At 38.2% G+C, this 23,483-nt stretch carries 22 protein-coding genes; 10 read left to right on the forward strand and 12 right to left on the reverse strand.

Annotation, left to right across the window (positions count from 1 at the left end; genetic code table 11):
• Window positions 1–152: 152 nt before the first annotated feature.
• Window positions 153–638, reverse strand: a complete 486-nt coding sequence (locus tag CHB71_RS05455; RefSeq protein ID WP_089355893.1) for a nuclear transport factor 2 family protein — start codon at window positions 636–638, stop codon at window positions 153–155.
• Window positions 639–728: 90 nt separating this feature from the next.
• Between CHB71_RS05455 and CHB71_RS05460 the strand changes: the two genes are divergently transcribed.
• Complete coding sequence (locus tag CHB71_RS05460) at window positions 729–1,118, forward strand: cytidine deaminase (RefSeq protein ID WP_089355894.1); 390 nt, start codon at window positions 729–731, stop codon at window positions 1,116–1,118.
• Here CHB71_RS05460 and CHB71_RS05465 read toward each other — a convergent pair.
• Window positions 1,115–1,612 (reverse strand): hypothetical protein, encoded by a 498-nt coding sequence (locus tag CHB71_RS05465; protein ID WP_089355895.1) that lies wholly within the window; start codon window positions 1,610–1,612, stop codon window positions 1,115–1,117. The genes CHB71_RS05460 and CHB71_RS05465 overlap by 4 nt on opposite strands.
• A 39-nt stretch (window positions 1,613–1,651) precedes the next feature.
• The gene (locus CHB71_RS05470; RefSeq protein ID WP_089355896.1) at window positions 1,652–2,020 is read right to left on the reverse strand and encodes a response regulator; all 369 of its coding nucleotides are present in this window, start codon (window positions 2,018–2,020) and stop codon (window positions 1,652–1,654) included.
• A gap of 297 nt (window positions 2,021–2,317) precedes the next feature.
• Between CHB71_RS05470 and smc the strand changes: the two genes are divergently transcribed.
• The 3 genes from smc (at window position 2,318) to CHB71_RS05485 (ending at window position 7,440) form a co-directional block, all read left to right on the forward strand.
• Window positions 2,318–5,839 (forward strand): chromosome segregation protein SMC, encoded by a 3,522-nt coding sequence (gene smc, locus CHB71_RS05475; protein ID WP_089355897.1) that lies wholly within the window; start codon window positions 2,318–2,320, stop codon window positions 5,837–5,839.
• A gap of 11 nt (window positions 5,840–5,850) precedes the next feature.
• The gene (locus tag CHB71_RS05480) at window positions 5,851–6,771 is read left to right on the forward strand and encodes a hypothetical protein (RefSeq protein ID WP_089355898.1); all 921 of its coding nucleotides are present in this window, start codon (window positions 5,851–5,853) and stop codon (window positions 6,769–6,771) included.
• 66 nt (window positions 6,772–6,837) lie between these two features.
• Window positions 6,838–7,440, forward strand: a complete 603-nt coding sequence (locus tag CHB71_RS05485; protein WP_221406679.1) for a DinB family protein — start codon at window positions 6,838–6,840, stop codon at window positions 7,438–7,440.
• Window positions 7,441–7,747: 307 nt separating this feature from the next.
• Here the strand turns inward: CHB71_RS05485 and CHB71_RS05490 are convergent, their stop codons facing one another.
• From CHB71_RS05490 to CHB71_RS05510, 5 genes are all read right to left on the reverse strand, one after another.
• Window positions 7,748–8,323, reverse strand: coding sequence for a uracil-DNA glycosylase family protein (locus CHB71_RS05490; RefSeq protein WP_089355899.1), 576 nt, complete (start codon window positions 8,321–8,323; stop codon window positions 7,748–7,750).
• A 6-nt stretch (window positions 8,324–8,329) separates the two neighbouring features.
• Window positions 8,330–9,433, reverse strand: coding sequence for a fatty acid desaturase family protein (locus tag CHB71_RS05495; protein ID WP_245811219.1), 1,104 nt, complete (start codon window positions 9,431–9,433; stop codon window positions 8,330–8,332).
• Between the two features lie 81 nt (window positions 9,434–9,514).
• A complete protein-coding gene (locus CHB71_RS05500; protein WP_089355900.1) occupies window positions 9,515–10,270 on the reverse strand; it encodes a LytR/AlgR family response regulator transcription factor in 756 nt (251 codons plus the stop codon).
• Window positions 10,267–11,322, reverse strand: a complete 1,056-nt coding sequence (locus CHB71_RS05505) for a sensor histidine kinase (protein WP_089355901.1) — start codon at window positions 11,320–11,322, stop codon at window positions 10,267–10,269. Before CHB71_RS05505 ends, CHB71_RS05500 begins: the two co-directional genes overlap by 4 nt.
• A complete protein-coding gene (locus CHB71_RS05510) occupies window positions 11,319–11,738 on the reverse strand; it encodes a DUF2141 domain-containing protein (RefSeq protein ID WP_221406680.1) in 420 nt (139 codons plus the stop codon). The genes CHB71_RS05505 and CHB71_RS05510 overlap by 4 nt, the downstream gene beginning before the upstream one ends.
• Window positions 11,739–11,968: 230 nt before the next feature.
• On the opposite strand from CHB71_RS05510, the gene CHB71_RS05515 reads away from it, so the two are divergent.
• The 3 genes from CHB71_RS05515 (at window position 11,969) to CHB71_RS05525 (ending at window position 16,789) form a co-directional block, all read left to right on the forward strand.
• The gene (locus tag CHB71_RS05515) at window positions 11,969–13,777 is read left to right on the forward strand and encodes an acyl-CoA dehydrogenase family protein (protein ID WP_089355902.1); all 1,809 of its coding nucleotides are present in this window, start codon (window positions 11,969–11,971) and stop codon (window positions 13,775–13,777) included.
• Between the two features lie 113 nt (window positions 13,778–13,890).
• Window positions 13,891–15,321 (forward strand): nicotinate-nucleotide adenylyltransferase, encoded by a 1,431-nt coding sequence (locus tag CHB71_RS05520; protein ID WP_089355903.1) that lies wholly within the window; start codon window positions 13,891–13,893, stop codon window positions 15,319–15,321.
• Between the two features lie 79 nt (window positions 15,322–15,400).
• Entirely contained in the window at window positions 15,401–16,789 is a 1,389-nt protein-coding gene (locus CHB71_RS05525; RefSeq protein WP_089355904.1) for a sodium-dependent transporter, read from the forward strand.
• Window position 16,790: 1 nt separating this feature from the next.
• Here CHB71_RS05525 and CHB71_RS05530 read toward each other — a convergent pair whose 3' ends face one another.
• A complete protein-coding gene (locus CHB71_RS05530; RefSeq protein WP_089355905.1) occupies window positions 16,791–17,600 on the reverse strand; it encodes a hypothetical protein in 810 nt (269 codons plus the stop codon).
• 412 nt (window positions 17,601–18,012) lie between these two features.
• Here CHB71_RS05530 and CHB71_RS05540 point away from each other — a divergent pair, with 412 nt between their 5' ends.
• Window positions 18,013–18,570, forward strand: a complete 558-nt coding sequence (locus tag CHB71_RS05540) for a DUF4136 domain-containing protein (protein WP_089355907.1) — start codon at window positions 18,013–18,015, stop codon at window positions 18,568–18,570.
• Window positions 18,567–19,982: a Na+/H+ antiporter NhaC family protein gene (locus CHB71_RS05545; protein WP_089355908.1), complete on the forward strand. Its 1,416-nt coding sequence runs from the start codon at window positions 18,567–18,569 to the stop codon at window positions 19,980–19,982. Before CHB71_RS05540 ends, CHB71_RS05545 begins: the two co-directional genes overlap by 4 nt.
• A 12-nt stretch (window positions 19,983–19,994) precedes the next feature.
• Here the strand turns inward: CHB71_RS05545 and CHB71_RS05550 are convergent, their stop codons facing one another.
• Genes CHB71_RS05550 through CHB71_RS05560 form a run of 3 tightly spaced genes read right to left on the reverse strand, consistent with a single transcriptional unit; the run spans window position 19,995 to window position 22,266 of the window.
• Window positions 19,995–20,582, reverse strand: a complete 588-nt coding sequence (locus tag CHB71_RS05550; protein ID WP_089355909.1) for a tetratricopeptide repeat protein — start codon at window positions 20,580–20,582, stop codon at window positions 19,995–19,997.
• 32 nt (window positions 20,583–20,614) lie between these two features.
• Window positions 20,615–21,403 (reverse strand): DUF3108 domain-containing protein, encoded by a 789-nt coding sequence (locus CHB71_RS05555; protein ID WP_179213317.1) that lies wholly within the window; start codon window positions 21,401–21,403, stop codon window positions 20,615–20,617.
• 50 nt (window positions 21,404–21,453) lie between these two features.
• Window positions 21,454–22,266, reverse strand: a complete 813-nt coding sequence (locus tag CHB71_RS05560; RefSeq protein ID WP_089355911.1) for a 2,3,4,5-tetrahydropyridine-2,6-dicarboxylate N-succinyltransferase — start codon at window positions 22,264–22,266, stop codon at window positions 21,454–21,456.
• A 25-nt stretch (window positions 22,267–22,291) separates the two neighbouring features.
• On the opposite strand from CHB71_RS05560, the gene CHB71_RS05565 reads away from it, so the two are divergent.
• On the forward strand, window positions 22,292–23,392 hold the full coding sequence (locus CHB71_RS05565; protein ID WP_179213318.1) for a glycosyltransferase family protein: 1,101 nt from the start codon (window positions 22,292–22,294) through the stop codon (window positions 23,390–23,392).
• Window positions 23,393–23,483: the final 91 nt, after the last annotated feature.

A 23,483-nucleotide genomic window follows, 5' to 3' on the forward strand; every position in this document is an offset into this window, starting at 1 on the left:
ACCATTCATCATCAAAATCACCACCTTCATTCATTGAGTGGGTACTTTCAAGCAATTGTCACATCATTAACGGTAGATTTGTTTCAGGTTTTCACCTAAACATCGCTTTTTTGGATCCTTGGCCTTGATCTTCTCGGGCCAAGGTTTTTTATTTAATCCTCACTTCCTGCCATTGGAAATTTTTCTTCCTTAACACCACTAACATGGCTATTGATTGCCTTCCACTGTCCTTGCACCTTCACCAAGATGTTACTCGATTTATATGTAGTGATATAAGCTTCATTACCATCTACTCCTTTCATGGTTCCAGTTCCTGCTATAACAGCGGTTCCATTGTCAAATAAATCAAGCCTGGTTATATTATATTCAAACTCATCATGAGTTGGTGCATAATTGCTGATGTACTCAAGCTCGTCATCCTTAGTGAAACTATCCCCATTGTCATCCATCATTTGAAACTTGTCATGCAATAATTGATTTAGAAGTGCGGTATCCTGTTCATTGTATGCCTGAGGCCATAACACTGTTTTAAAATTTCGTAATGTTGCTTCATCATCAGCTGTAATAACTACCGGATTTGTTGCCGGTGTGGCACAACCAAAAGCAATAGCGACGATCAATAGACTTAGGTATTTCATAGCATCAAATTTATTATTCACGCAAAGTACAAACTTTGACTTTTCTTTAATAGATAAGTAATTAATTTAGGATTTCATTAACATTGAAAAATGTCGGAAAACCAACTCAAAGAAAAGGCAAAAAATGCTTCCCAAAATGCTTACGCACCTTACAGCAACTTTAAGGTAGGGTGTGCCATCCTTTTAAAGTCTGGCAATGTATATACGGGTTGTAATATCGAAAATGCCTCTTTTGGACTAACAGTTTGCGCAGAAAGAAATGCAATTGCGAATGCCATTGCATCTGAAGGAAAAATTGAGCTTGATAAGGTAGTAGTATATACTCCAACTTCAACTCCTACACCACCATGTGGTGCATGCAGGCAGGTAATTCATGAATTTGGGAGTCCTACAGTGAGTAGTTTTTGTGATTCTGGTGAAAGCACAAAGCATCGAATGGAAGAGCTACTTACAAATGCCTTTAATCTTAACAAAGATTAATACTTTCTATTTAATATCTCGCTGTAGATAACAGCCTTCTTGGCTTCAGAAGAATTTAGTCCGTCTTTGATTTCATCGGCTATTGTCCACTCATCTTCTTCATCGATACTGCCCTTAAACAAACTACCTTTTTTAAACTGATCAGCAGGTTCGAACTTCAAATCAGCCCCTTCTGCCATCTTAATAGATTCTTCATAGACACGTTTGCTCTCATCGTCAGCAAATGCTCTTCGTTCACCTTCTAGTCTGTCATCTTGCTTCTCACGCTCTTTTACGGGTTCAATTTCAACTGGCTCCTGTTCATATGTAGGAGTCTCAGGCTCTGAGCGGCCCTCAGTTATTTCCTTTAGGAGGTCTTCAAATGATTTTGGTTGACTGGGAGGCGGGCTGTTTTCAGACCCTGGACGACTATTTGGCTGCTGCTTCTTTTTACCTCTGGTCAAAAAATAAATTACAGCTGCAATGATGTACCACCAAAAACTAAAATCATCCATGAAGCTAAGTTAGAGATAAGATCACAAATCAACGATTATCTAATCGTTGATCGTTGACTTAAGCGTAGTAATAATATTTTCTTTGTCGAAAGGTTTGCTAAAGTACCCAACAATTAAGTTTTGATCGATTGCATCTACGACTTCCTGTGCGCCTCCATATCCTGTCAGTAGGAAGCAAGGTAAGTTATTCTTCGATTCCTTTACTTTAGTAATAAACTCAATACCATCCATTTCCGGCATCCGTACGTCACTTACAATTGCTGCAATCTCATCATGATTTTGGATCAACTGTAGCGCTTCAGAACCAGACGTAGCATTAAGAATCTCAAATTCATTCTTGAAGTTAAATTCAAAGAGTGTGATATTGAACTGATCATCATCCACGTACAGAATGGTAGGTTTATCCATATTTAGTTTCTTACTATCAACGTCAATTAAAAATAAATGACTTTTATCAAAAAGTTAAGTGATTAGCACAATTGCTTCACCGATGTTACAATAATGCAACGAACTATTGAAATACCCCTCATTCATTCGATCAAACTTTCAAATAATTACATGAAAAGAGCATCTTTAACTATTTACACGTAAAGTGGGGAAAAATGGTGGATAAATCAACAAAACAATTTGGGTTCCCATTCCCCGTATTGCTTTTGAATCTTCTATTTTTGTCCGCTTCACTAGTAGTGATCGAATAACGATTTAATGCAATTAACAAAGCTAGAAATAAAAGGTTTTAAAAGTTTTGCTGACCGTGTGGTTATCAACTTTGACGAGGGTATAACAGGAATTGTAGGACCAAATGGTTGTGGTAAGTCCAACGTTGTTGATTCGATCAGATGGGTGCTTGGAGAGCAAAAATCAAGGGTACTTCGTTCCGATAAGATGGAGAATGTGATTTTCAATGGTACTAAGGCACGTAAACCCACTCAACTAGCTGAAGTTTCGCTCACATTCAACAATACCAAGAACCTGATACCCACCGAGTATGCCCAGGTCACAATTACAAGAAGGTATTATCGCTCTGGCGAAAGTGAATATCTTCTCAATGGCATTACATGCCGGCTTAAGGACATCACAAACTTATTTTTAGATACGGGCATTGCATCTAACAGCTATGCAATTATCGAGTTGAAAATGGTGGATGATATCCTCAATGATAAAGACAATTCCCGTAGGGCCCTTTTCGAGGAAGCCGCAGGAATATCCAAGTTTAAAATCCGCAAGAAGGAAACCTTAAGAAAACTTAGTGATACCGATGCTGACCTTGAACGAGTTGAAGACCTGTTGTTTGAGATTGAAAAAAATCTAAAATCCTTAGAACGACAGGCTACTCAGGCAAAAAAGTATTACGAGCTGAAGGATGAATATAAGCACTCTAGTATTGCACTAGCTAAGAAAGCTATGGGCAACCAGCAGGAGCATTTTGATACCATTCAGCAGCAAATACAGGAGGAAAACGATAAAAGATTAGCCCTTAATGCACTTGTAAATGAAAAGGAAGCAGCTATTGAAAAAGCAAAATCAGACCTCATAAATAAAGAGAAACTGCTTTCGTCGAGGCAAAAAACGCTAAATGAACATGTTAGCAAGATCCGACAATATGAGAGTGACAAGAAGATAAAAAATGAGCGTCAGAAATTTCTACATGACAAAATTGAAACACTTAAAGAACAAATAAGTCAGGATAAACAAAGCAGTGAAAGGGCTGCAGTTTCATTAGAAGGCCTCAGAATTGAAGCTAAAGAGGCCGAAAAAGAAGTAAATGAAATTCTTACTAAAGTTGAAAAACTTAAGAGTGACTATGAAGCTCAAAAAAATCTCACAACCGAAGGTCAGGAAAACTTAAACTCCCTAAATCAATATTACTCAGAGAAGAAAGATCACCAATTTCAGTTAAGTAAGGAGATAGAAATCAAGGACATTCAACTTCGCTCTATGATGAATGAGCTTGACAAAACAAGCGAAGATTCAAGCGAGAAAAGTGCCAATATTGAAGAATTTAAAGGCAGACTTGAGGAAATAGGAAAAGAAAAAGAGGAGAAGCAAGGAAGATATGATCAGCTAAAGAACAGCGAAGAACATCTAAAGGATCAAATTGCACAAACGGAAGAAGGCATTGAAAAAGTTCGTACAGAACTCACTCAGGTCAATCGATCGCTTGATGCAAAACAAAATGAATATAGTCTAACCAAATCACTTGTCGATAACCTTGAAGGCTTTCCTGAGGCTATTAAGTTTTTGAAAAAAAATCCAAAATGGAAGGATGCCCCTCTCCTCTCTGATATACTGACATGTCCTGAAGAATACAGGATTACGATCGAAAACTTCCTGGAGCCCTTCATGAATTATTACATCGTAGATACTCAGGATGATGCGCTAAAAGCGGTGAATCTTCTAAGTGAATCAACAAGAGGTAAGGCTAACTTCTTTATCCTGGAAAACCTCTTATCATACAAGTCGGATTTTGTAGAGGCACCAGCAGGAAGCAAACCTGCTCTGGAACTTATCGATTACGATTCCCGGTATGAAAACCTAATCAAGCACTTGCTTTGGAATGTGTTCATAACTCCAAGGCCAGAAAAATCAGATGATTCTAACATCGTGGTTCTTGACAAGGAGGGGAAAGTAACCTTTAGAAGATATAGCATGTCTGGTGGCTCAATAGGCCTTTTTGAAGGAAAAAGAATTGGACGAGCTAAAAATCTGGAGAAGCTTGATAAAGAAATTAAAGATCTTAAAAAGAAACAAGCCGCATTTGAGAACGAAATAGCCGGATTACAGACAAAGCTTGAAGAACTACGACTTTCTTCTAAAGCGAATCAGCTCGATGAGGTGAAAGAGGAGTTGGCACGAATCAAAGAAGTTGAAGTGTCAGTACAAACAAAACAAGACCAATTTCTTGAATTGCTTTCTTCAAATAAAAACCGCAGAGAAGATATCCAGCAGCAGATCGTTGAATTAGAGAAAGCGCTGAAGGAGCTTAAACCTCAAGCAGAAAAGGAGATCTTAGAGCTTAATGAGCTGGCACAAAAAGTAGAAGTAAAAAAAGAAGAGGCACTGACATTACAAGAAGCTTTAGATCTAAAGTCCGCAGCTTACAATGAAGAAAATGTCATCTTCCACCAAAAGCAAAACAAGCTAAACAGCATACTTCAAGAGATAACTTACAAAGAAGAATCATACAATAATTCACTTCAACGAATTGAAAAAAATAACGACGAATTAGGTGATGCCACTTCTAATTTGAACGAATTGGTTAAGAAAAGTATCGCCAGCGATGATGAATTGATCTCAATGTATGAGGAAAAAGAATCGCTTGAGTCAGGGGTTAATGAAGCTGAAAAAGAATATTATGAAGCTAGGGGTTTAATTGATGATGAAGAAAAGAACCTTCGAGAAACTCAACGTAAAAGAGAAGGAATAGACCATGCCCTAATGGAATGGCAAAATAAGCTTAATGACGCTAAAATGGGTCTTAATTCAGTTAAAGACCGACTGTCGGTTGAGTTTAATATTGACCTGGAAAAGATCAAAGAAGAAGAAGTTTCCGACTACAAAAAATTCACCGAAGAGGAGCTTAGAACCAAAGTAGACAAACTGCGAAATCGCCTAGATAACATGGGGCCGATTAACCCAATGGCGATGGAAGCATTCGAAGAAATAAAGGAACGACACACTTTTATTACAGATCAAAAGGAGGATTTGATCAATGCCAAAGAATCGCTGTTAACTACAATTAGTGAAATCGATGAAGTTGCAAAAGAAACGTTTATGGAAGCGTTTCAGCATATTAAAGACAACTTCATAAAGGTTTTCAGGACGTTGTTTACAGAAGAGGATGACTGTGATTTAATCCTTACCACTCCGGATCAACCACTGGAAAGTTCTATCGATATTATTGCTAAACCAAAAGGCAAGCGTCCGCTTACGATTAATCAGCTTTCGGGAGGCGAGAAAACGCTGACCGCTACCTCTCTCCTGTTCTCGATTTACTTACTCAAACCTGCCCCATTCTGTATATTCGATGAGGTTGATGCACCACTTGATGATGCTAACATTGATAAGTTCAATGAGATAATCCGCAAGTTTTCCAAAGAGTCTCAATTCATAATTGTTACCCATAATAAAAGAACAATGGCAAGCACCGATGTTATTTATGGAGTTACAATGCAAGAACAAGGTGTTTCTAAAGTCGTTCCTGTAGATTTACGGGAGCTAGCATAATTCAATAAAACATGAAACTAACGCTTAAGGTCTCGATTTTTGCATTAATAATTGTCACTGCATGCGAAACCAAAAACCAGGAGAGCAAACCGACTACAAACAAGCCAATTGAGCTTGTAGAAACTCCAAAGACATTTGATTACCAACCGCAATCACCAATCAATGGAGAATTAAATGCAGTTATTGAGCTCGGGTCATTGGGACTGAATTATTTCATTATTGATATTGACAGAAAAGGAAGGTGGATCTTAAAAGGTCAAAAATTTGGAAGGAGTAACATCATTTATGGTGCAGACACTTCCAATGAAATCATTGGCAACATTATGCGATTTAAGGAAGAGATTATCGGACTTGGAGTAGATGAAAGTAAAATATTTCTTGTAGCCAGCTCCAGTGTTGTAGAAAACAACAATATTAATCTCATTGAAGCAATTAGCAATGTTGGTATCCCCCTGAAAACGGTCTCACCAGAGGAAGAAGCTAAATATGCGATGATAGCAACAATACCGAGGGAATTTGTAGATGAGTCATTTTTGGTGGATATAGGCTCGGGTAAAACCAAAATATCATGGGTAAATGATGCAGATACGTCCACGATAGAAATTTATGGGTCAAAGTATTTTCTGGATGACGTTCAAGATACCACAGTTTTCAGAGAAGTAAGAAATGCCCTTTTAAAAGTGCCTGAAGAAAACAGAAACTTATGTTTTATGTTAGGTGGCATTGTTTATGAATTCTCAAAAGCTGAAGTGAGTAATACCAATCGAAGATATCACGTCATGAGTAATCCCGATGAATATCCCACATATAACGAAAAGTTTAAAGCTGGAAGAGTGATATACAATGCTCTTTACTTACCGTCCACCTACTCTTATATTTTTGACAGCTATTCTAACTTTTCGATTGGCTATCTGGTAAGCCAAAAAAAATAAATTATAGGCTGTCCATATGGACAGCCTTTTTTCGTCTTATCAGTAAACATTAAAACTATAAGTACAATGAAAAGATTTATGCTTAACTCACTTTGTTTGATGGTATTATCGCTATCTATGGCCCAGACTACTATCAACAGCGAAGAACGAAAAAAGGCCCTTGATCACTTAAAAGAAACACAAAGTGAACTACTGTCGACTGTGAAAGGCTTAAATGATGCTCAGCTCAACTATAAAGCTGACGAAACATCCTGGTCCATTGCGGAGTGTATGGAGCACATTGCTATATCTGAAAAAAACATTATAGGAATGGTTCATGTGAGTCTTAAAGAAGATGCGGATCCATCAAAAAGATCTGAAGTAGCCATGGATGACCAACAAATTCTGAGTCTTATTACTAGTCGCGAGCAAAAAGTTCAAACGAGAAAAGAGTTCGAACCAACCAATAGCTTTGGGGGATACGATGAAACGGTCAAGGCGTTTAAGGAAAGAAGAAAAAGCAATATGAAGTTTTTAAAGACTTCAGAAGAAGACCTTAGAAATCACTATATGCAATTCCCGTTTGGCTTAATAGATAGCTACCAGGGAATTTTGTTTATGTCAGGCCATACACAAAGGCATACAGATCAAATTAAAGAGATTATCGAAAGTGATGGCTTTCCAGGTTAACAAAAAACAATTACTATTTAAAACAAAAAGAGCTTATGAAATTCATAAGCTCTTTTTGTTAAAGGCTAGCTCTGCTCTAGCACGATAGTCGACTCTTTACTTTTTCTATCCCTCTGACAGAAATTAAATCCTTACTTTCAGCAGATCTTAAGTTAGATTCTGCAAGTTCCAGGAGCGTTTCCTTCAGTTTCTTAGAGGAAAAAGATTGTGTGTTTTGTATAGCAGTGTTCATAATCGTGTGATTCAAATGTGATAATGCTAAGATCACCGCTATTGCACTTAATATCAATACCATTTTTCTGGTATTTTAACTACCAAAAAAATTACGAAGGTGAGTTCTAATGTTTGGAATTAAGTCTTTCTCAAACCATTCGTTTTTCTTCATCCAAATCCTATTTCTGGGTGAAGGATGAGGTAAGGGAATATACTTAGGAAGGTATTCCCTATAAGCAAAAACCGTTTTTGTCAGATTTTCCTTCATAGCTGATCCCAGATAGTATTTCTGAGCGTATTGACCAATCAATAACGTTATTTTTACGTTTTTACACTTCATAAGGAGTCGATCGTGCCAAAGCGGTGCGCACTCAGCGCGAGGTGGAAGGTCACCGGACTCACCTGATCCCGGGTAGCAAAATCCCATAGGAACCAATGCGACCTTAGATTCATCATAAAAGACTTCCTCATCAATCCCCAGCCATGCGCGTAGGTTTCTTCCGCTGGCATCATCCCAGGGCACTCCTGATTCATGAACCTTTCGTCCGGGTGCTTGACCTATTATTAGAAGCTTGGCAGATTCAGATGCTGCAACTACCGGTCTGGGCTTATGAACAAAAAAGGAGCTACACACCGTGCAACTCCTAATTTCTTTCATCAAGCTTTCCATGTCGGTTTATCTACCTAATGAATGCAGCATTTTTCCGTGAGATACCAATGCAGACATGAAGGTCGGATAGGATCTATATGGAATATTGTATTCCTCTGCGGTTGCTTTTACAATTTTTGAAATCTTGCGATAATGCACATGGCAGATATTTGGAAACAAATGGTGCTCTATCTGATAGTTTAAGCCACCAGCAAACCATGATAATACCTTATTCTTCTGAGCAAAATTACAAGTTGTTTTTAGCTGATGTACAGCCCAATTTTCCTCAACAGTATCTGTGTGCTCAACACTCTCGAAAGAATGATCTTCCATCACGTGTGCCGGTTGGAATATACACGCAAGGCTAAAGCCTGCTACATAATGCATCAAGATAAAGCCAAGCAAAATATGATACCATGGCAATGAAGTAAATAGAATCGGTAATGCCAGGATATATGAATAGTAGAATACTTTAGTCAGAATCAACCAAATCCAGGCTTTGGTAACACTCTTTGTTTGCTTTTTCAACATTCCATCTTTGGTGTACTCAGCCAGTTGGCTAAAATCTTTCACCACTATCCAACTCATGGTCATCAATCCATAAAGGAACCATGCATAAATATGCTGCCATTTGTGGTGAGGCTTTACCGGTGAGTTTGGATCAAATCGAAGAATTCCTCCCTTTGGAGAAATATCCTCATCCATTCCCGATACATTGGTATATGTATGGTGTTTTACATTGTGTTGAATCTTCCAGTTGGTAGCATTTGCACCTACTAAATTTAGTGAGTAACCAACAAGGTTATTTACCCATTTCTTTCTAGAGTAGGCTCCATGATTGGCATCATGCATTACGGAAAGACCGATCCCAGCCTTTCCAAGACCCATTAGAAATGCCATAAGGTAGAAAATCCATATACTCTCTACAATCCCTAACAAGAACATGAAATAAGGGACAAAATACAAAGCAAACATGAAAATTGTTTTGGTGATCATCTCCCAATTTGCATACCTGCCATTCTTCGATGATTTAAAATACTGATTCACTCGCTGATTCAGCGTCTTATTAAATTCTTCGTGTAAATTATTTTTAAACCTAACAACCTTCCGGCTCATAGCTGCTACTGACATAAATTGAATTTGAATTACTAATTCTGTAAAAATAAAGAAGAAGTAGCTTAAATACTTAAAGTTTTTGACCAATGACCTTTTTTACCTGTCCAGCCAGTCCTTAAAATCCCCTACTCGCTCTCTGGCGACAATTATTTGATCTTCATCAAAGTGATCAACCACGATTTCCAATCTAGAGTTCGTAAATGCGATTATATCTTTTATAAAATTGATGTTTATAATGAATTTCCTGGATATTCTAAAAAAATGAGACGGATTAAGCAGATCTTCAACTTTATCAAGTGTATAATCAACCAAAAATCGTTTTCCGGCATCTGTAAACAAATATGTGCCTTTGTCCTGGCTGTAAACCAACTGAACGTTTTTTGATTCTACCGTCTTTAGATGCTCACCAACCTTAACCACAAACCTTTCTTTTCCACTTGGTTGCAATGCTTTCATTAAGCTATCTAAATCTCCACCTATGGTTTTGGGTTTAGGCTTATCGAAATTGGTTTCATACTTATTTATTGCATTACCCAGCTCTTCTTCAGAAATCGGCTTCAACAGATAGTCTACGCTGTTGGTTTTAAAAGCCTTAAGGGCAAATTCGTCGTATGCCGTGGTGAAAATGATTGGTTTCTTAATATCAATCTGATCAAAAATATCAAATGAAAGACCATCAGCTAACTGGATATCCATAAATAACAGGTCATATGAAAGTGCGGGTAAGGAAATAGAAGCCGATTCGACAGAGTCAAACTTGGTCACAAATTCATACTCGGGCTTCAGTTTTTCTACAAGAGACCGCAACCTGTTAGCTGCTAGCTGTTCATCTTCTATGATGATGTATCTCATTTCTTAACTTTTAATAGTGGAAGTTTTACTTCAAAAAATTTAGATGTTTTGGTGACTATTACCTCTCTGTCCGTCAAGTATTTGTATCTAGCTTTCAGATTTTCAAGTCCAATACCGGTGGAGTCCTTCACCTTCTTTTCCTTCAGACTATTCCAAATGGAGCAAGTATCTTCTTTGAATTGAACTTTAACAGTTAAAGGATCTTTCTCACTAACCACATTATGCTTAATGGCATTTTCCACCAGTATTTGAATAGCCAATGGAGGAACAAAGAAATCACCTTCTAATGCGCCTATTTCCACTTTTAGATTCTCTCCAAATCTGATCTTCTGCAAGAAAACGAAGTTGGTAACAAACTTCATTTCATCCTGTACTGGAATGACTTCCTCATCTTTACTATCCAATACATATCTGTATACAGATGATAGTTTACGAATGAATTCTACCGCCTTATCCTGATCTTGATAGACCAATTCGCTTAATGCATTCATCGCATTAAACAAAAAATGAGGGTTAACCTGGTTTTTTAGGCTATTGAACTGTGATGAAATCTGCTCTGTTTTCAATTTTTCATTATCAATTGCCGCCTGGCGCCAGGCAATGAGGAATCCTCGACCATGCATGAAAACATTAATTCCTAATGTAATCCATAAAGTATTCCAATAGGGAGCTCCGCTAGACTTAATGGTTTCAGTCCATGTCTTTCCAAGAACGATTAGGTCAAAAAATAAATCTAAAGCCCAAACGGCTATAAATACAAAAATTATAATGGAGATGACACTTGCTAAAAACCGCTTTATGGGTGAAACAACCCAGGGAATATGCAAATCCCAGAAATCAACCAACAGCTCACTACCCTTCCAGAATAAAATCCATGCGAGTCCACTGTAGGAGAAACTAAGCCAGAAATTATAAGAGAATAAAAATGGTTCCTGTAGGCAATTGTCACAAAAGACAACCATATTCATCGCTCCACCAAAAGGAAAAATTAGAAGGGCACCTATCAGATGCCTCTTCCAGTTATTCCTACAATACTGACGCCAATTGCTCATAGTGATATTATAATTTCCTGAGTACCCCCTATGACCTCAAACTGACAGTCTTCAAAACTTGGAGGACCAAACATCCCTTTTGCGTTGTTAGAAAAAGCATAAGGCTCAGACGGAATCCCCATAAAATTTGCGTCCAGCTTACCATTATCATTCTCATCCTGATATATGGATATAGCATAAATTCCTTTTCCAAGCCCTTTAAAAGTGAACTTCATTTCATTTTCTTCAATACTCTTTCCATCACTCATGATTTCCTTAGAAAGAAAATGAGCTTCGTGATCGTAAATTGCAATCTTCAAAGAACCCTTAATCTCTTTAATGTTTTTCACCTTTACAATCAACTCACAAGGATTTTGCGCTATAGCAGCTACTGCAATAACACTAGTAAATAACATTGTCAAGCCTAGTTTTTTCATAATTTCTGATTTTTCTTCAAATAGACCGTCAAAGCATTGAATACTTAAAAAACAATTACTCAACTGTTGATTTTTAGGATTGAATTGTAAGTCTTAAATTCAAAGAACAATTATAGGGTATTAATGACATGAAAAATATTTTAAAATGTTATGCATGCAGAGTAATTACTTGTATATTTGTTATGCATGCAGAGTATTTTTAATTTAAAAAAAGATAGATATCAACTAAAATGGAAGCAGCAGTAGAAAAATCAGCTTTAAAAGGCGGTGAATTTCTCATAAAAGAAACTCAGGCTAATAACATATTCATACCGGAAGAGTTCTCAGAAGAGCAAAAGATGATGGCAGCAGCCACGCTGGACTTTATTCATATGGAAATTGATCCGAATACGGAACGAATTGAAAATATGGAAGAAGGAATGATGTCCGGTCTCATGGACAAGGCTGGAGAACTGGGGTTATTAGGTGTTAATGTACCTGAAGAATATGGTGGACTTGGGATGAGCTTCAATACAGGAATGTTAATTGCTGATATGATGGCTTCTGCAGGTTCATTTTCAACTGCTTATGGAGCGCATACTGGTATCGGTACCCTTCCAATTCTATATTACGGTACAGAAGAACAAAAAAAGAAATACCTTCCAAAACTAGCTTCAGGCGAATGGAAAGCGTGTTATTGCCTCACTGAGCCAGACGCTGGTTCAGACGCCAATTCTGGAAAGACCAAAGCGAAACTCACAGATGATGGTAAGCATTATATCATCAACGGTCAGAAGATGTGGATTTCCAATGCTGGATTTGCCGACCTCTTTATCATCTTCGCAAAGATTGATGACGACAAAAAGTTGTCAGCATTTATAGCAGAAAGGACGTGGGATGGAATTACGATGAATGACGAAGAAAAAAAGCTTGGGATCAAAGGCTCTTCCACCAGACAGGTTTTCTTCAATGATTTAAAGGTACCGGCTGAAAACCTACTCTCTGAAAGGGAAAATGGATTTAAAATCGCAGTGAATGTACTTAATGTTGGCAGGATCAAACTAGGTGCTGGCTGTATAAACGGATGTAAGGATGTTGCATCTAAATCCACACAGTATGCTAATGAAAGAAAGCAGTTTGGCGTGTCTATTTCAAGCTTCGGTGCTATTAAGCAGAAGCTAGCGAAGATGGCAACAAAGACTTTCGCCACAGAATCTGCCAGCTATAGAGCCGGACAGGATATTGAAGACTTAATTTCCAAACTGCAAAGTGATGGCCTTGAAGCTAGCGAAGCGAAGCTAAAAGGTGTAGAGCAGTACGCCATTGAGTGTGCAATGATCAAAATTCATGGATCAGAAGTGCTTGACTTCTGTGTAGATGAAGGCGTGCAGGTATATGGAGGAATGGGCTTCTCAGAGGAAGCACCAATGGCACGTGCATACAGAGATGCACGTATTACACGAATCTATGAAGGAACGAATGAGATTAATCGTATGCTCCTTGTGGGGATGATGTTTAAGAAAGCGATGAAAGGTGAAATAGATTTACTGGGACCGGCTATGGCAGTTGGTAAAGAGTTGACTGGTGTGCCTTCTTTTGATACACCAGACTTATCTGCGCCTCTAGCTAAGGAAAAGGAAGTCATAAAGAACTTGAAGAAAGCAGTACTGATGGCAGCCGGAAAAGCAGCAGAAAAATTTGGTCCTAAGCTAGATCATGAGCAAGAAGTGTTAATGAGTCTTGCCGACATGTTGATCGAAGTATACGTGGCAGAATCAACCATTTTGAGGACTGAAAAGCTGATTAGTAAATATGGAGAAGAAGGTAGCAAATTGTATCAAAACATGGCTAAGCTATACCTATATGAAGCTGTTACTAAAATCAAAAATGCTGGTGATGAAGCAGTAGCCTGTTTCGCAGAGGGTGACGAGTTAAGAGTAATGCTTATGGGATTGAAGCGATTCACAAAAATGGACCCTGTCAATACCAAAGAGTTAAGACAAGCCGTTGCTGATGTGATGATAAAGGAAAATAAGTTTCCTTATTCACTGTACAACTAAGTAAGTTTCTTTACGTAACTAATAAAACCGGCCATTGGTCGGTTTTTTTGTATACGGGTTTGTTTTGGATACAATTAAAAATAGCTTTGTGATGGACGCAATAGCATCCAACAATGGAAGAATTCAATAAGAAATTAACCACGAAGGAGAAAGCTTTACAGCTGAATCTGGATACCAGAATTTACGGCACAGTTGCTGAAATTGGTGGAGGACAAGAAGTAGCCGCATACTTTTTTAAGGCAGGAGCAGCATCTGGAACCATAGCAAAGACCATGTCTGCCTATGACATGACATTCAGTGATGCCATTTATGGCAAATGTGATCGCTATGTGTCACAGGAAAAACTGATGAAAATGCTGGATAGGGAGTATACCTTACTCGACCAGCGGCTGACTCAACGAGCGAAAAAGAGTACATTTTTTGCATTTTCCAACACTGTAGAAACAATCAACTATAACCGAAGCAATGAAGGTCACGGTTGGATGGGTATCCGCTTTCAAAGACACTCTCAAACCGAGCCCAACGAATGCATCATCCATGTTTCGCTAAAAGACAGAGATGCAGAATGGCAGCAGCAGGTGCTTGGCATTGTGGGTGTCAACCTCATACACTCTTGCTATACATACAATACTTCTGAAGAAATTATCGACTCACTGGTTGATAATGTAAGAAAGGATAGATTAGAGATTGATATGTTTAGCATATCAGGCCCAGACTTTCATCATGTAGACAACCGCTTGATGACGCTTAAGCTTGTAAAGAATGGGTTGACTAAAGTGGCTATGTTTGGTCCGGATAAAGAGGTTACCCTTCCTTCAGATATTATCTATCGTAAAAATGCAATTGTTTTGAGGGGAAGATTCCGGCCGGTCACACATGTAAATGTAGACATGATGATTACCGGAATGCGAGCTTTCAAAAAGGAGTTAGGGCATTCAAAAGACATTGTTTCCGTAGTAGAGATCACATTAAAAGATCTTACACTCGCAGGAGAGTTGGATGAACAAGACTACCTCGATAGAGTGGACCTTCTCTGTTCTCTAGGTCAAAATGTGATGATTTCGAATTACCAGGAACACTATAAACTTGCTGGCTACCTATCGCAATTCATCAAGGATAAAACCCTTGGAATTGTAATTGGTCTAAACAACCTCTCTCAGATTTTTGATGAAAAGTATTATCAAAACTTAGATGGCGGAATCCTTGAATCATTCGCTCGTTTGTTTGGAAGCAATGTAAAGTTGTTTGTATATCCTATCATAGATTCAAAAACAGGAAACATCAAAACGGGGAATGACTTCTCCCCTGACCGACATCTTCAAAGCCTATTCTATTACTTTGTAGAGAATCATAAGATTTTAAGTATTCCTGATGCCAAGACTGATAATCTACATATTATCTCTGATCAGGTTCTCGATATGATCCAAAATGATGAAGATGGATGGGAAGATATGGTGCCAAACAGAGTTTCAGAAGCAATCAAAGAAAATCATTTATTCAATTATCCATATGAGATTGAGATGGATGAGGAAGACCTCTCCTAACAAGTTGTAAAAAATGGCCTTTGTGGCTATCCTCCTTTTGCTATATTTGGCGCTTCAACCTAAAATCTAAAATTAGTATATGAGTGCACGCGGTAACTTTTCCAGCAGAATTGGATTCATCTTGGCAGCTGCTGGATCAGCAGTTGGGCTGGGGAATATTTGGAAATTTCCTTTTGAAGTAGCAGATGGCGGTGGTGCAGCATTCGTACTCATTTATTTGATTTTTGCGTTCATTCTTTGCTTTCCTGTAATGGTCACTGAAGTGGCCATTGGAAGAAAGACAGAGAAAAACCCCATCGGTGCATTTAATGCATTAGGCTTCAGAAGATGGAATATTATTGGAAAATTCGGAATTCTTTGTGGTGTATTAATACTCTCCTTTTATAATGTTGTTGCTGGCTGGGCATTTGGATACTTCCTGGAAATGATCGTGGGTAACTTCGGAATTGGTGACACCTTCGGAACATTCACCTCAGATATCGTAAAGGTTGGTGGCTATGCAGTCGTCTTCATGCTTACAACTGCCTACATCGTATCAAAAGGAGTATCAGGTGGTATAGAAAAGCTAGCAAAAATTTTGATGCCTACATTGATCATTATGATTTTATCATTGGTGGCATACTCTTTTACTCTCCCGAATGCCATAGAAGGAGTAAAATATTATTTAGTTCCTGATCTCTCTAAACTCACCAATGTAAATACAATTGGAGGGGCATTGAGACAGGCATTCTTCTCACTTTCTCTGGGTATGGGAGCCCTTATCACTTACGGATCCTATCTTTCTAAAAAGGAAAATATTGTAAGCTCTTCTGTTATGATAACGCTGTTTGATGTTGGGATTGCTTTCATCGCAGGATTAATGATGTTTCCTCTAGTAGCATACAATCTAGGTGGTGAAATGAGTAATGTTCAGGGAGGTGCAGGATTAATCTTTGTCACTTTGCCAGGTGTATTTGAAACGCTTGGAGGAACGCTTGGCGTAATTGTAGGAGGGTTTTTCTTCCTTCTCCTATCATTTGCAGCTTTAACTTCTACTGTATCACTATTGGAAGTCCCTGTGTCATTCGTAGTAGATGAGTATAAAATGAAGAGAACCAAAGCTGTAATTATCATGTCAGCAATCATTTTCATTATTGGATTGCCTTCTTTGGTAGGGAATGGTTACAGTGAGTTTTTTACAAATGCGTTTAAACTCCCTGGGGGCTCAACTGATTTTATGACATTAGTCGGCTATATCACAGATGTTTTACTCATGTTTGGTGGATTCCTAATTGTAACATTTGCTGCGTACGTATGGAAGAAGGAAAATCTTGCAGAGGAAATTTCTCAAGGATATCCGGGATTTAATGATAGCATTATCAAAAAGCTTTTGAACTTCTGTATCTCTTATCTATGCCCTGTGCTACTTGCTCTACTGTTTGTGATGGTCGTGCTCAATAACTTTTTCGGGATCAACTTGCTAGGGTAGATCACTCCTTAATAAAGGTCCCAGGATCTTTCCCATTAAAATATATGACGTACTGTCCTTGTCTTAGGACGGTTACGTCTATTTCATTTCCTTGCCCCTCCAGTACCATTTTCTGTCCGGCATCATAAATTTCATAGTGTGTAGATCTGGAAAGATATAATCGGGTTTTTGCTGATTTTGGCTTGAACTCAACAGGTTCGGGATAAAAATCAAAATCCACTTCCCTTGAATATAAATATTTGGTCCTGCTTCCACGTGGAAAATTATAGCGCACTCTGTATTTATTTGCACCTTCTTCTAAATTTGGATAATACGTATAATCGACCCCTTCATACCTACCGATTGCTTGTTGCACTTCCTGATCAACCCAAATTCCGTTATTTAACCTTTCTATCTCAAACTCTCCTACTCCGGTTTCGCCTTTGGTTGACCATACTAAAGCAGAGTCTGTTAAAGAAATATCTACAAATCTGAAAATTGTATGGAAAAGAATAGCTTCAGGATTAATGATCGTAGGAATACATACAGAATCCTTATGTACCAATCTTATTTTAACGGGTGTATACAGGTCAAACCCTTCAAAATCGATCTTGATTGCGCTTAATTTATTGTTAAGATCAACCTGACGTTCATTGATTAGTATCTTCTCAATACAAAATCTTCTATCTGTTCTATCGAATGGGTTTTGAATAAAAAGTGTCTTCCCCTGGTATACCCCGGCGAGGTTGGTTTCAATCTTGGGGTCTACCTGAGCTTGTATTGAGTTGAATCCAAATACAGTAAGTGCTAAAAAACAGATTTTCTTATTCATCAAAGAAATTTGTCATTGCCACTTCAAACATGATGCTACCATAATGAAAAGTATCAATTATTTCGATGAGTACACGTAATAACCCACTCAAATATTTTACAATTAGTAATAAATAAAGAATAATTATTAATATTTTTACTTTTCAACCAGCTGTATAAGAACCGTGCTCACATGACAGATACACTTCTTATATGGTTTAATCCTGATCGTCAGCTATACGAAATCGGGCCTTATTATGACTTTATAACTCTGGCATCCTCCAGTAAAAATGAGGACAGGTTTGAAGTTTTATATGAATTCAACACGGAGACAGTCCGTGTTGCTGACAAAATAATAAGGTCGCTAAATAAGGTTAGGGACATGACCTTCCCCTCACACGTTAAATCAAGGTAATTGCATAAATTAGCCACTCATGAAAAAGTGGATTTTTATTGCATTTATTTCGCTTTCTGGTTGTAGTCCAAGAGTGGTTTCATACTTAAATGAGAATGCACACTTTAAGACTTTCGAAACTTACAGGCTCGTTAGCGCCAAGTCCGAATCAAAAAATGTAGCGCCTGAAAACTCTATGATTTTTGACCTGATCAGACAAAACATTCATAATGAAATGGAGCGACGCGATTATATAAAATCTAATGTCACGCCTGATTTAACCCTAAGATATGAAGTCGTCTCTAACACGAGAGTAGAAAATGATAACAATCAAAATTTTGGCCTTTACCCAACATTTCGAATAAACTCCAGAACTATTTACGAATCGATCTTACTGCTGGAGCTAACGGATCAAAATAAAAAACTAGTTTGGCAAGGAAGTTATGATCTGGCACAGGAAAAGAAAGAAAAGAAAGCATCAAGGGCAATTGAGAAAGCTGTGGGACATATCTTCACCACTTTCCCGTACAGAGCTAAATCCACTCTTATCGATGAGAGCTTAAAATCCAACAACAAAAAGAAAGAAAGCAAGAAATGACAGATTACGGTTTTTGGTCTTTGATACCACCCTTATTAGCCATTGGTTTAGCTATCAGAACAAAACAGGTTGTCTTTTCACTCTCGCTAGGAATTTTTGTCGGATACTTAATTATTCAAAAGGGCAATTTGTTTGAGGGATTTCTATCGACCATTACTGCGTTTGTAGATGTGTTTCAGAGCAAAGGAAATACAAGAACGATCGTGCTGACGCTAATTATTGGCGCACTAATCCAATTAATAAAATATTCTGGAGGCATCAATGGATTCATCAATTGGGTGCAAAAACGACTTGCAGGACAAAGCAACTTTAAAGGAAAAGTACAGGCCACTTCAGCGCTAACAGGCTTTCTTATTTTCGTAGAATCTAACATTTCCATTCTTACCGTTGGGACAATATTCAGGCCCCTTTTTGATAAGCATAAAATCCCACGTGAAAAGCTGGCATATCTGGCAGATTCCAGTTCAGCACCATCTTGCGTACTATTTCCATTAAATGCTTGGGGAGCATACGTAATGGGGCTTCTGTTAGCCTTTCCTGAGGTAGATCCTTTCCAAACGTTGATCTACTCCATCCCATTTAACTTCTATGCAATACTAACGCTAGGCTTTGTTTTCTGGCTGGCACTCTCAGGGAAGGAATTCGGTGAAATGAAAAAATTTGCGGAGAGAAAGCAGCCTCAACATGAACACAATGACAATACGGAAGACCGGACATCTTCACCTCTGAATATGGTTGTACCCATTGCGACGATGGTTTTAACCATGCCATTTTTTCTGATTTATGGTGGATGGGATGCAGGATTAGAAGGTGGATTTACTGATAAAATCTGGAACAGTATCAGTAATGGATCAGGATCAGAAGCAGTATTAAATGCGTGCTTCGCAGGATTCCTTACAGCAGCTATCATGTACGGTTTTCAGAAAATGCTTACGATCAAAACCTTTATCGATCAGTCATTCAAGGGAATGAATGATATGGTAGTAATGGCTGTGCTTATGGTATTGGCATTTGCAATTGGAAACCTTTGTAATGAGCTTGGAACCGGAATCTACGTTTCCAGAGTTACCTCTGCCTGGTTGATTCCGGAAGTGGCTCCAGCACTTATCTTCATAATAAGCAGTTTCATAGCTTTTGCAACGGGCACCTCATGGGGCACATTCGCAATCATGATATCCATTGGTGTACCTCTGAGCTTTGCCGTAGATGCTAATCTTTATTTGGTTATCGCTGCTGTGCTTGGTGGTGGTGTATTTGGTGATCACTGCTCTCCTATCTCCGATACCACGCTTATCGCTTCTGTAGCATCAGGGTGTGATCATATAGACCATGTGAGAACACAATTACCTTATGCGCTCTTTACTGGTGGATTAGCAATACTTTGTTACTTGATTGCAGGTTTTATTTTCTAAATCCAACATTGATTACTTACAGTAATCATTCACGGCTTTTTTAGCCTCAGGAACGTTTAATGATTGCGCGAATTTGAAATCTTCACATGCAGATCGCATATTTTCCTTACCAACTTTAACCGCTCCACGATAAAGATAAGCTTCACCGAAATCACGATTGATGGCTATGGCATTATTGTAAGACTCCAGCGCTTGATCGAAGTATCCAAGCTGATGTTCGGCTCTACCGGCCAGAAAGTGAGCTTGAGCAGAATTCTCATTTAAGTCAATAACACTTCCGGTATAAATCAATACCTTATTGAATTCCTGATTATTATATGCAGTCTTAGCCAGACTCAAATACGCACTAATATGCTTAGGGTCCAACTCGATTATGGTCTCAAAGTCTTTGATCGCTTTTTCTGACTGGCCCACTTCTTCGTAAGAACGCCCCCTATTATAAAGACTCTTGATATGATCCGGATGAGTTGAGAGGTATGAAGAATAAGCTTCAATTGCCTCTTCATACTTTTCATCGTCGAAAAGGTCGTCTCCACTGATCGAATCCTGAGAGTTACAACCTAAGAGCAAAAGAGCTAGTACTGGTATTAGATATTTCATGTGCTTGTATAAAGTGCGCAAAAGTAGACTGATTATTCAAAATCAATCCCGCTTTTTACATTTTTATACGAAGTAAGCTCACAATAAGCTGTCCCAAATTTCATATTAGCTGAAACTCTTAAAGGAAGCCTGTTGGCATCAGCTGAGACCCAAAAGGTAACCGCATCTTTCCCGACAAAAACGCTATTTTTCTCCATTATAGGAACAACCTTATGACAATTGATCTCTCCTACCTTGGTGTTTACCATTTCAATTCCATGGTAAACCATTTCAAAATCATAAAACTTTTTGTCAAAAAAGGCATCAAGCTGAATTGTATCCCCCTTTTTCATGTTCCTGTAATCGAGACTTCTGGCGTACATCAAACCACCCATCATATCAAAGACATTGTCTTTTTCTAACTCATAAAACCTTGTAGGTCTTGGTCTAGGTTCTGTAGGTGAAGTTTGTTCAAACCTGATATTCATGGAGTCATAGTCAAAGAATACCTCTTCTTCTAACTCATAGTCTCCTTCTGAAAGATCTCGATAGGAGTAATATGGACGGAAAGTATTTTTATCAATTACAGCTCCCCATTTATCATCTACTTTTGAGAAAACACCCGCCAAACCGGCAGTTTTCCCAGCTACATTAATTTCGATACACTCGCGTCCATCTCTTTCAATGTATTTGTTAGATACTTGAAAAGTGCCACGACCAATCGTGAACCATCCATATGATAGTTTGAACTGTAGTTCCTCCCCTTTACTAACAGGTTTATTTTCAACAACTTGAGCGTTGGAAAGCAACCCACCTAATAGTAACAATGCAATTGTTTTCATTATTCTAACAGTTGGTACGCATTCCATAACTGCAACTAGAGTGCCATTTATCAGACTGAGACGTTGTTTTCTCTCAAAGCTTCGTTGAGTGAGGTCTTTTTATCGGTGCTTGCCTTTCTTTTTCCGATAATCAAAGCACATGGAACCTGAAACTCCCCGGCCGGAAATTTTTTCGGGATTGTTCCCGGAATTACAACTGATCTTGGGGGAACCTCTCCTTTGAACTCCACAGGCTCTGAGCCAGTGACATCTATTATTTTCGAACTGGCAGTAAGTACAACATTTGCACCCAGAACTGCTTCTTTACCAATTTTTATTCCTTCTACCACAATACACCTTGAACCGATAAAGGCATTATCCTCAATGATTACTGGTGCAGCCTGTACAGGCTCCAAAACCCCTCCTATTCCGACTCCACCACTCAAGTGCACGTTTTTACCTATTTGTGCACAACTCCCTACAGTCGCCCAGGTATCCACCATTGTTCCTTCGTCCACATAGGCTCCTATATTGACATAACTAGGCATAAGAATTGTATTCTTTTGAATGAAGGCTCCATAACGAGCTATTGCATGAGGGACGACACGAACACCCAGTTGATCATAACCAGACTTGAGCTTTATCTTATCATGGAATTGGAAAGGTCCAACCTCAATAAGCTGCATTTTCATTAAAGGAAAGTACAAAATCACCGCTTTCTTCAGCCATTCATTTACAACCCAGCCATCTACTGAAGGCTCAGCAATTCGTCGCTTGCCGTTATCAAGATCTTCAATGACTGTTTTTATAGCCACTGACACATCTTTTTTGTTAACAAGAGACCTATCTTCCCATGCCTCTTCTATGAGGTTTTTTAATTCCATTGAATATCCAATATTTACATTGAGTATGAAAAAAATCGTGATTGCTTCTATCCTAAAACCCACCGATGATGTGCGTGCATTCCGGAAGCTTTCTCAATCAATAGCGAAAACAAATAAATATGAAGTTAATATCATAGGAAATGAGGGGAAAAAACAATCAGATCAAAATAATATCAACTTCCATTCGCATAAAGTAAACAGGTCTGACATATTAGGGCGGCTCCTAATTCAATTTCATATTTTCAGAAAAATCTTGAAGCTGAAGCCTGAAGTTTTAATTATTTCTACTCATGAGTTAATTGTAGTTTCAGTTTTATCCAAGCTAATCATTGGGTGCAAGCTCATTTATGATGTGCAGGAAAACTACTTTTTAAACCTGTTTTGCTTAAACTCCAATTTCTTTAAGAAACTCTATGCCAGATTTGTTCGATTGAAAGAATACATTACCAAGTCATTCATTGATCAATATTGGCTGGCTGAAAAATGCTATGAAACTGAGCTTAGTTTTAGCCGTGGAAAAAGTCTGGTTGTTGAAAACAAGGCGCTGGGAATTGAGCGAAATGGAATTAAAAGCAGCACTCCAACGATCCTGTTTACAGGTACCATTTCTGAATACGGTGGCGTCAGAAAAGCTGTTGAAATATTTCAAGTACTTAGGAAAAATGACCCCTCCTTTTCCTTGCATATCATCGGGCAAATTCATGATGTGAATTTGTGGAAATGGCTACAAAAGCAACAGCAAAAACTGGATAAATTAAAACTCACCGTCTCACAAAATCCTGTACCTCATGATCAAATTACTGAAGCAATTTTTTCATCTACACTTGGAGTAATTGGATACGAACCCAACCGGGTAACCCAAAATAAAATACCAACCAAGCTTTATGAATATTCCAGATACAAGCTTCCATATGTGGTGAGTGAAAACACAAAATGGAGTGAAATTGGGATCACTCTTGGGGGAGCAATTCCAATAGATTTTCAAAGTATCAAGGCTGATTTTATCCTCAACTCTTTAGAAAAAACTGATAGTCTCTTCCCAAATCAATATCCAAAAGAAGCAACTTGGGAGAATGAATCCATCGAAATGATTCATTCATTTGAAAAATTAATCAAACAGCAATAACTATATTGATTTTCAATAATTTATGATGCAATAAAAGTATCACACTAAATTTATTTTTAGATTAATCTAACTATTAATTAGCTTTGCAAAC

The organism is Ekhidna lutea (assembly GCF_900188325.1).
Lineage (GTDB): Bacteria > Bacteroidota > Bacteroidia > Cytophagales > Cyclobacteriaceae > Ekhidna > Ekhidna lutea.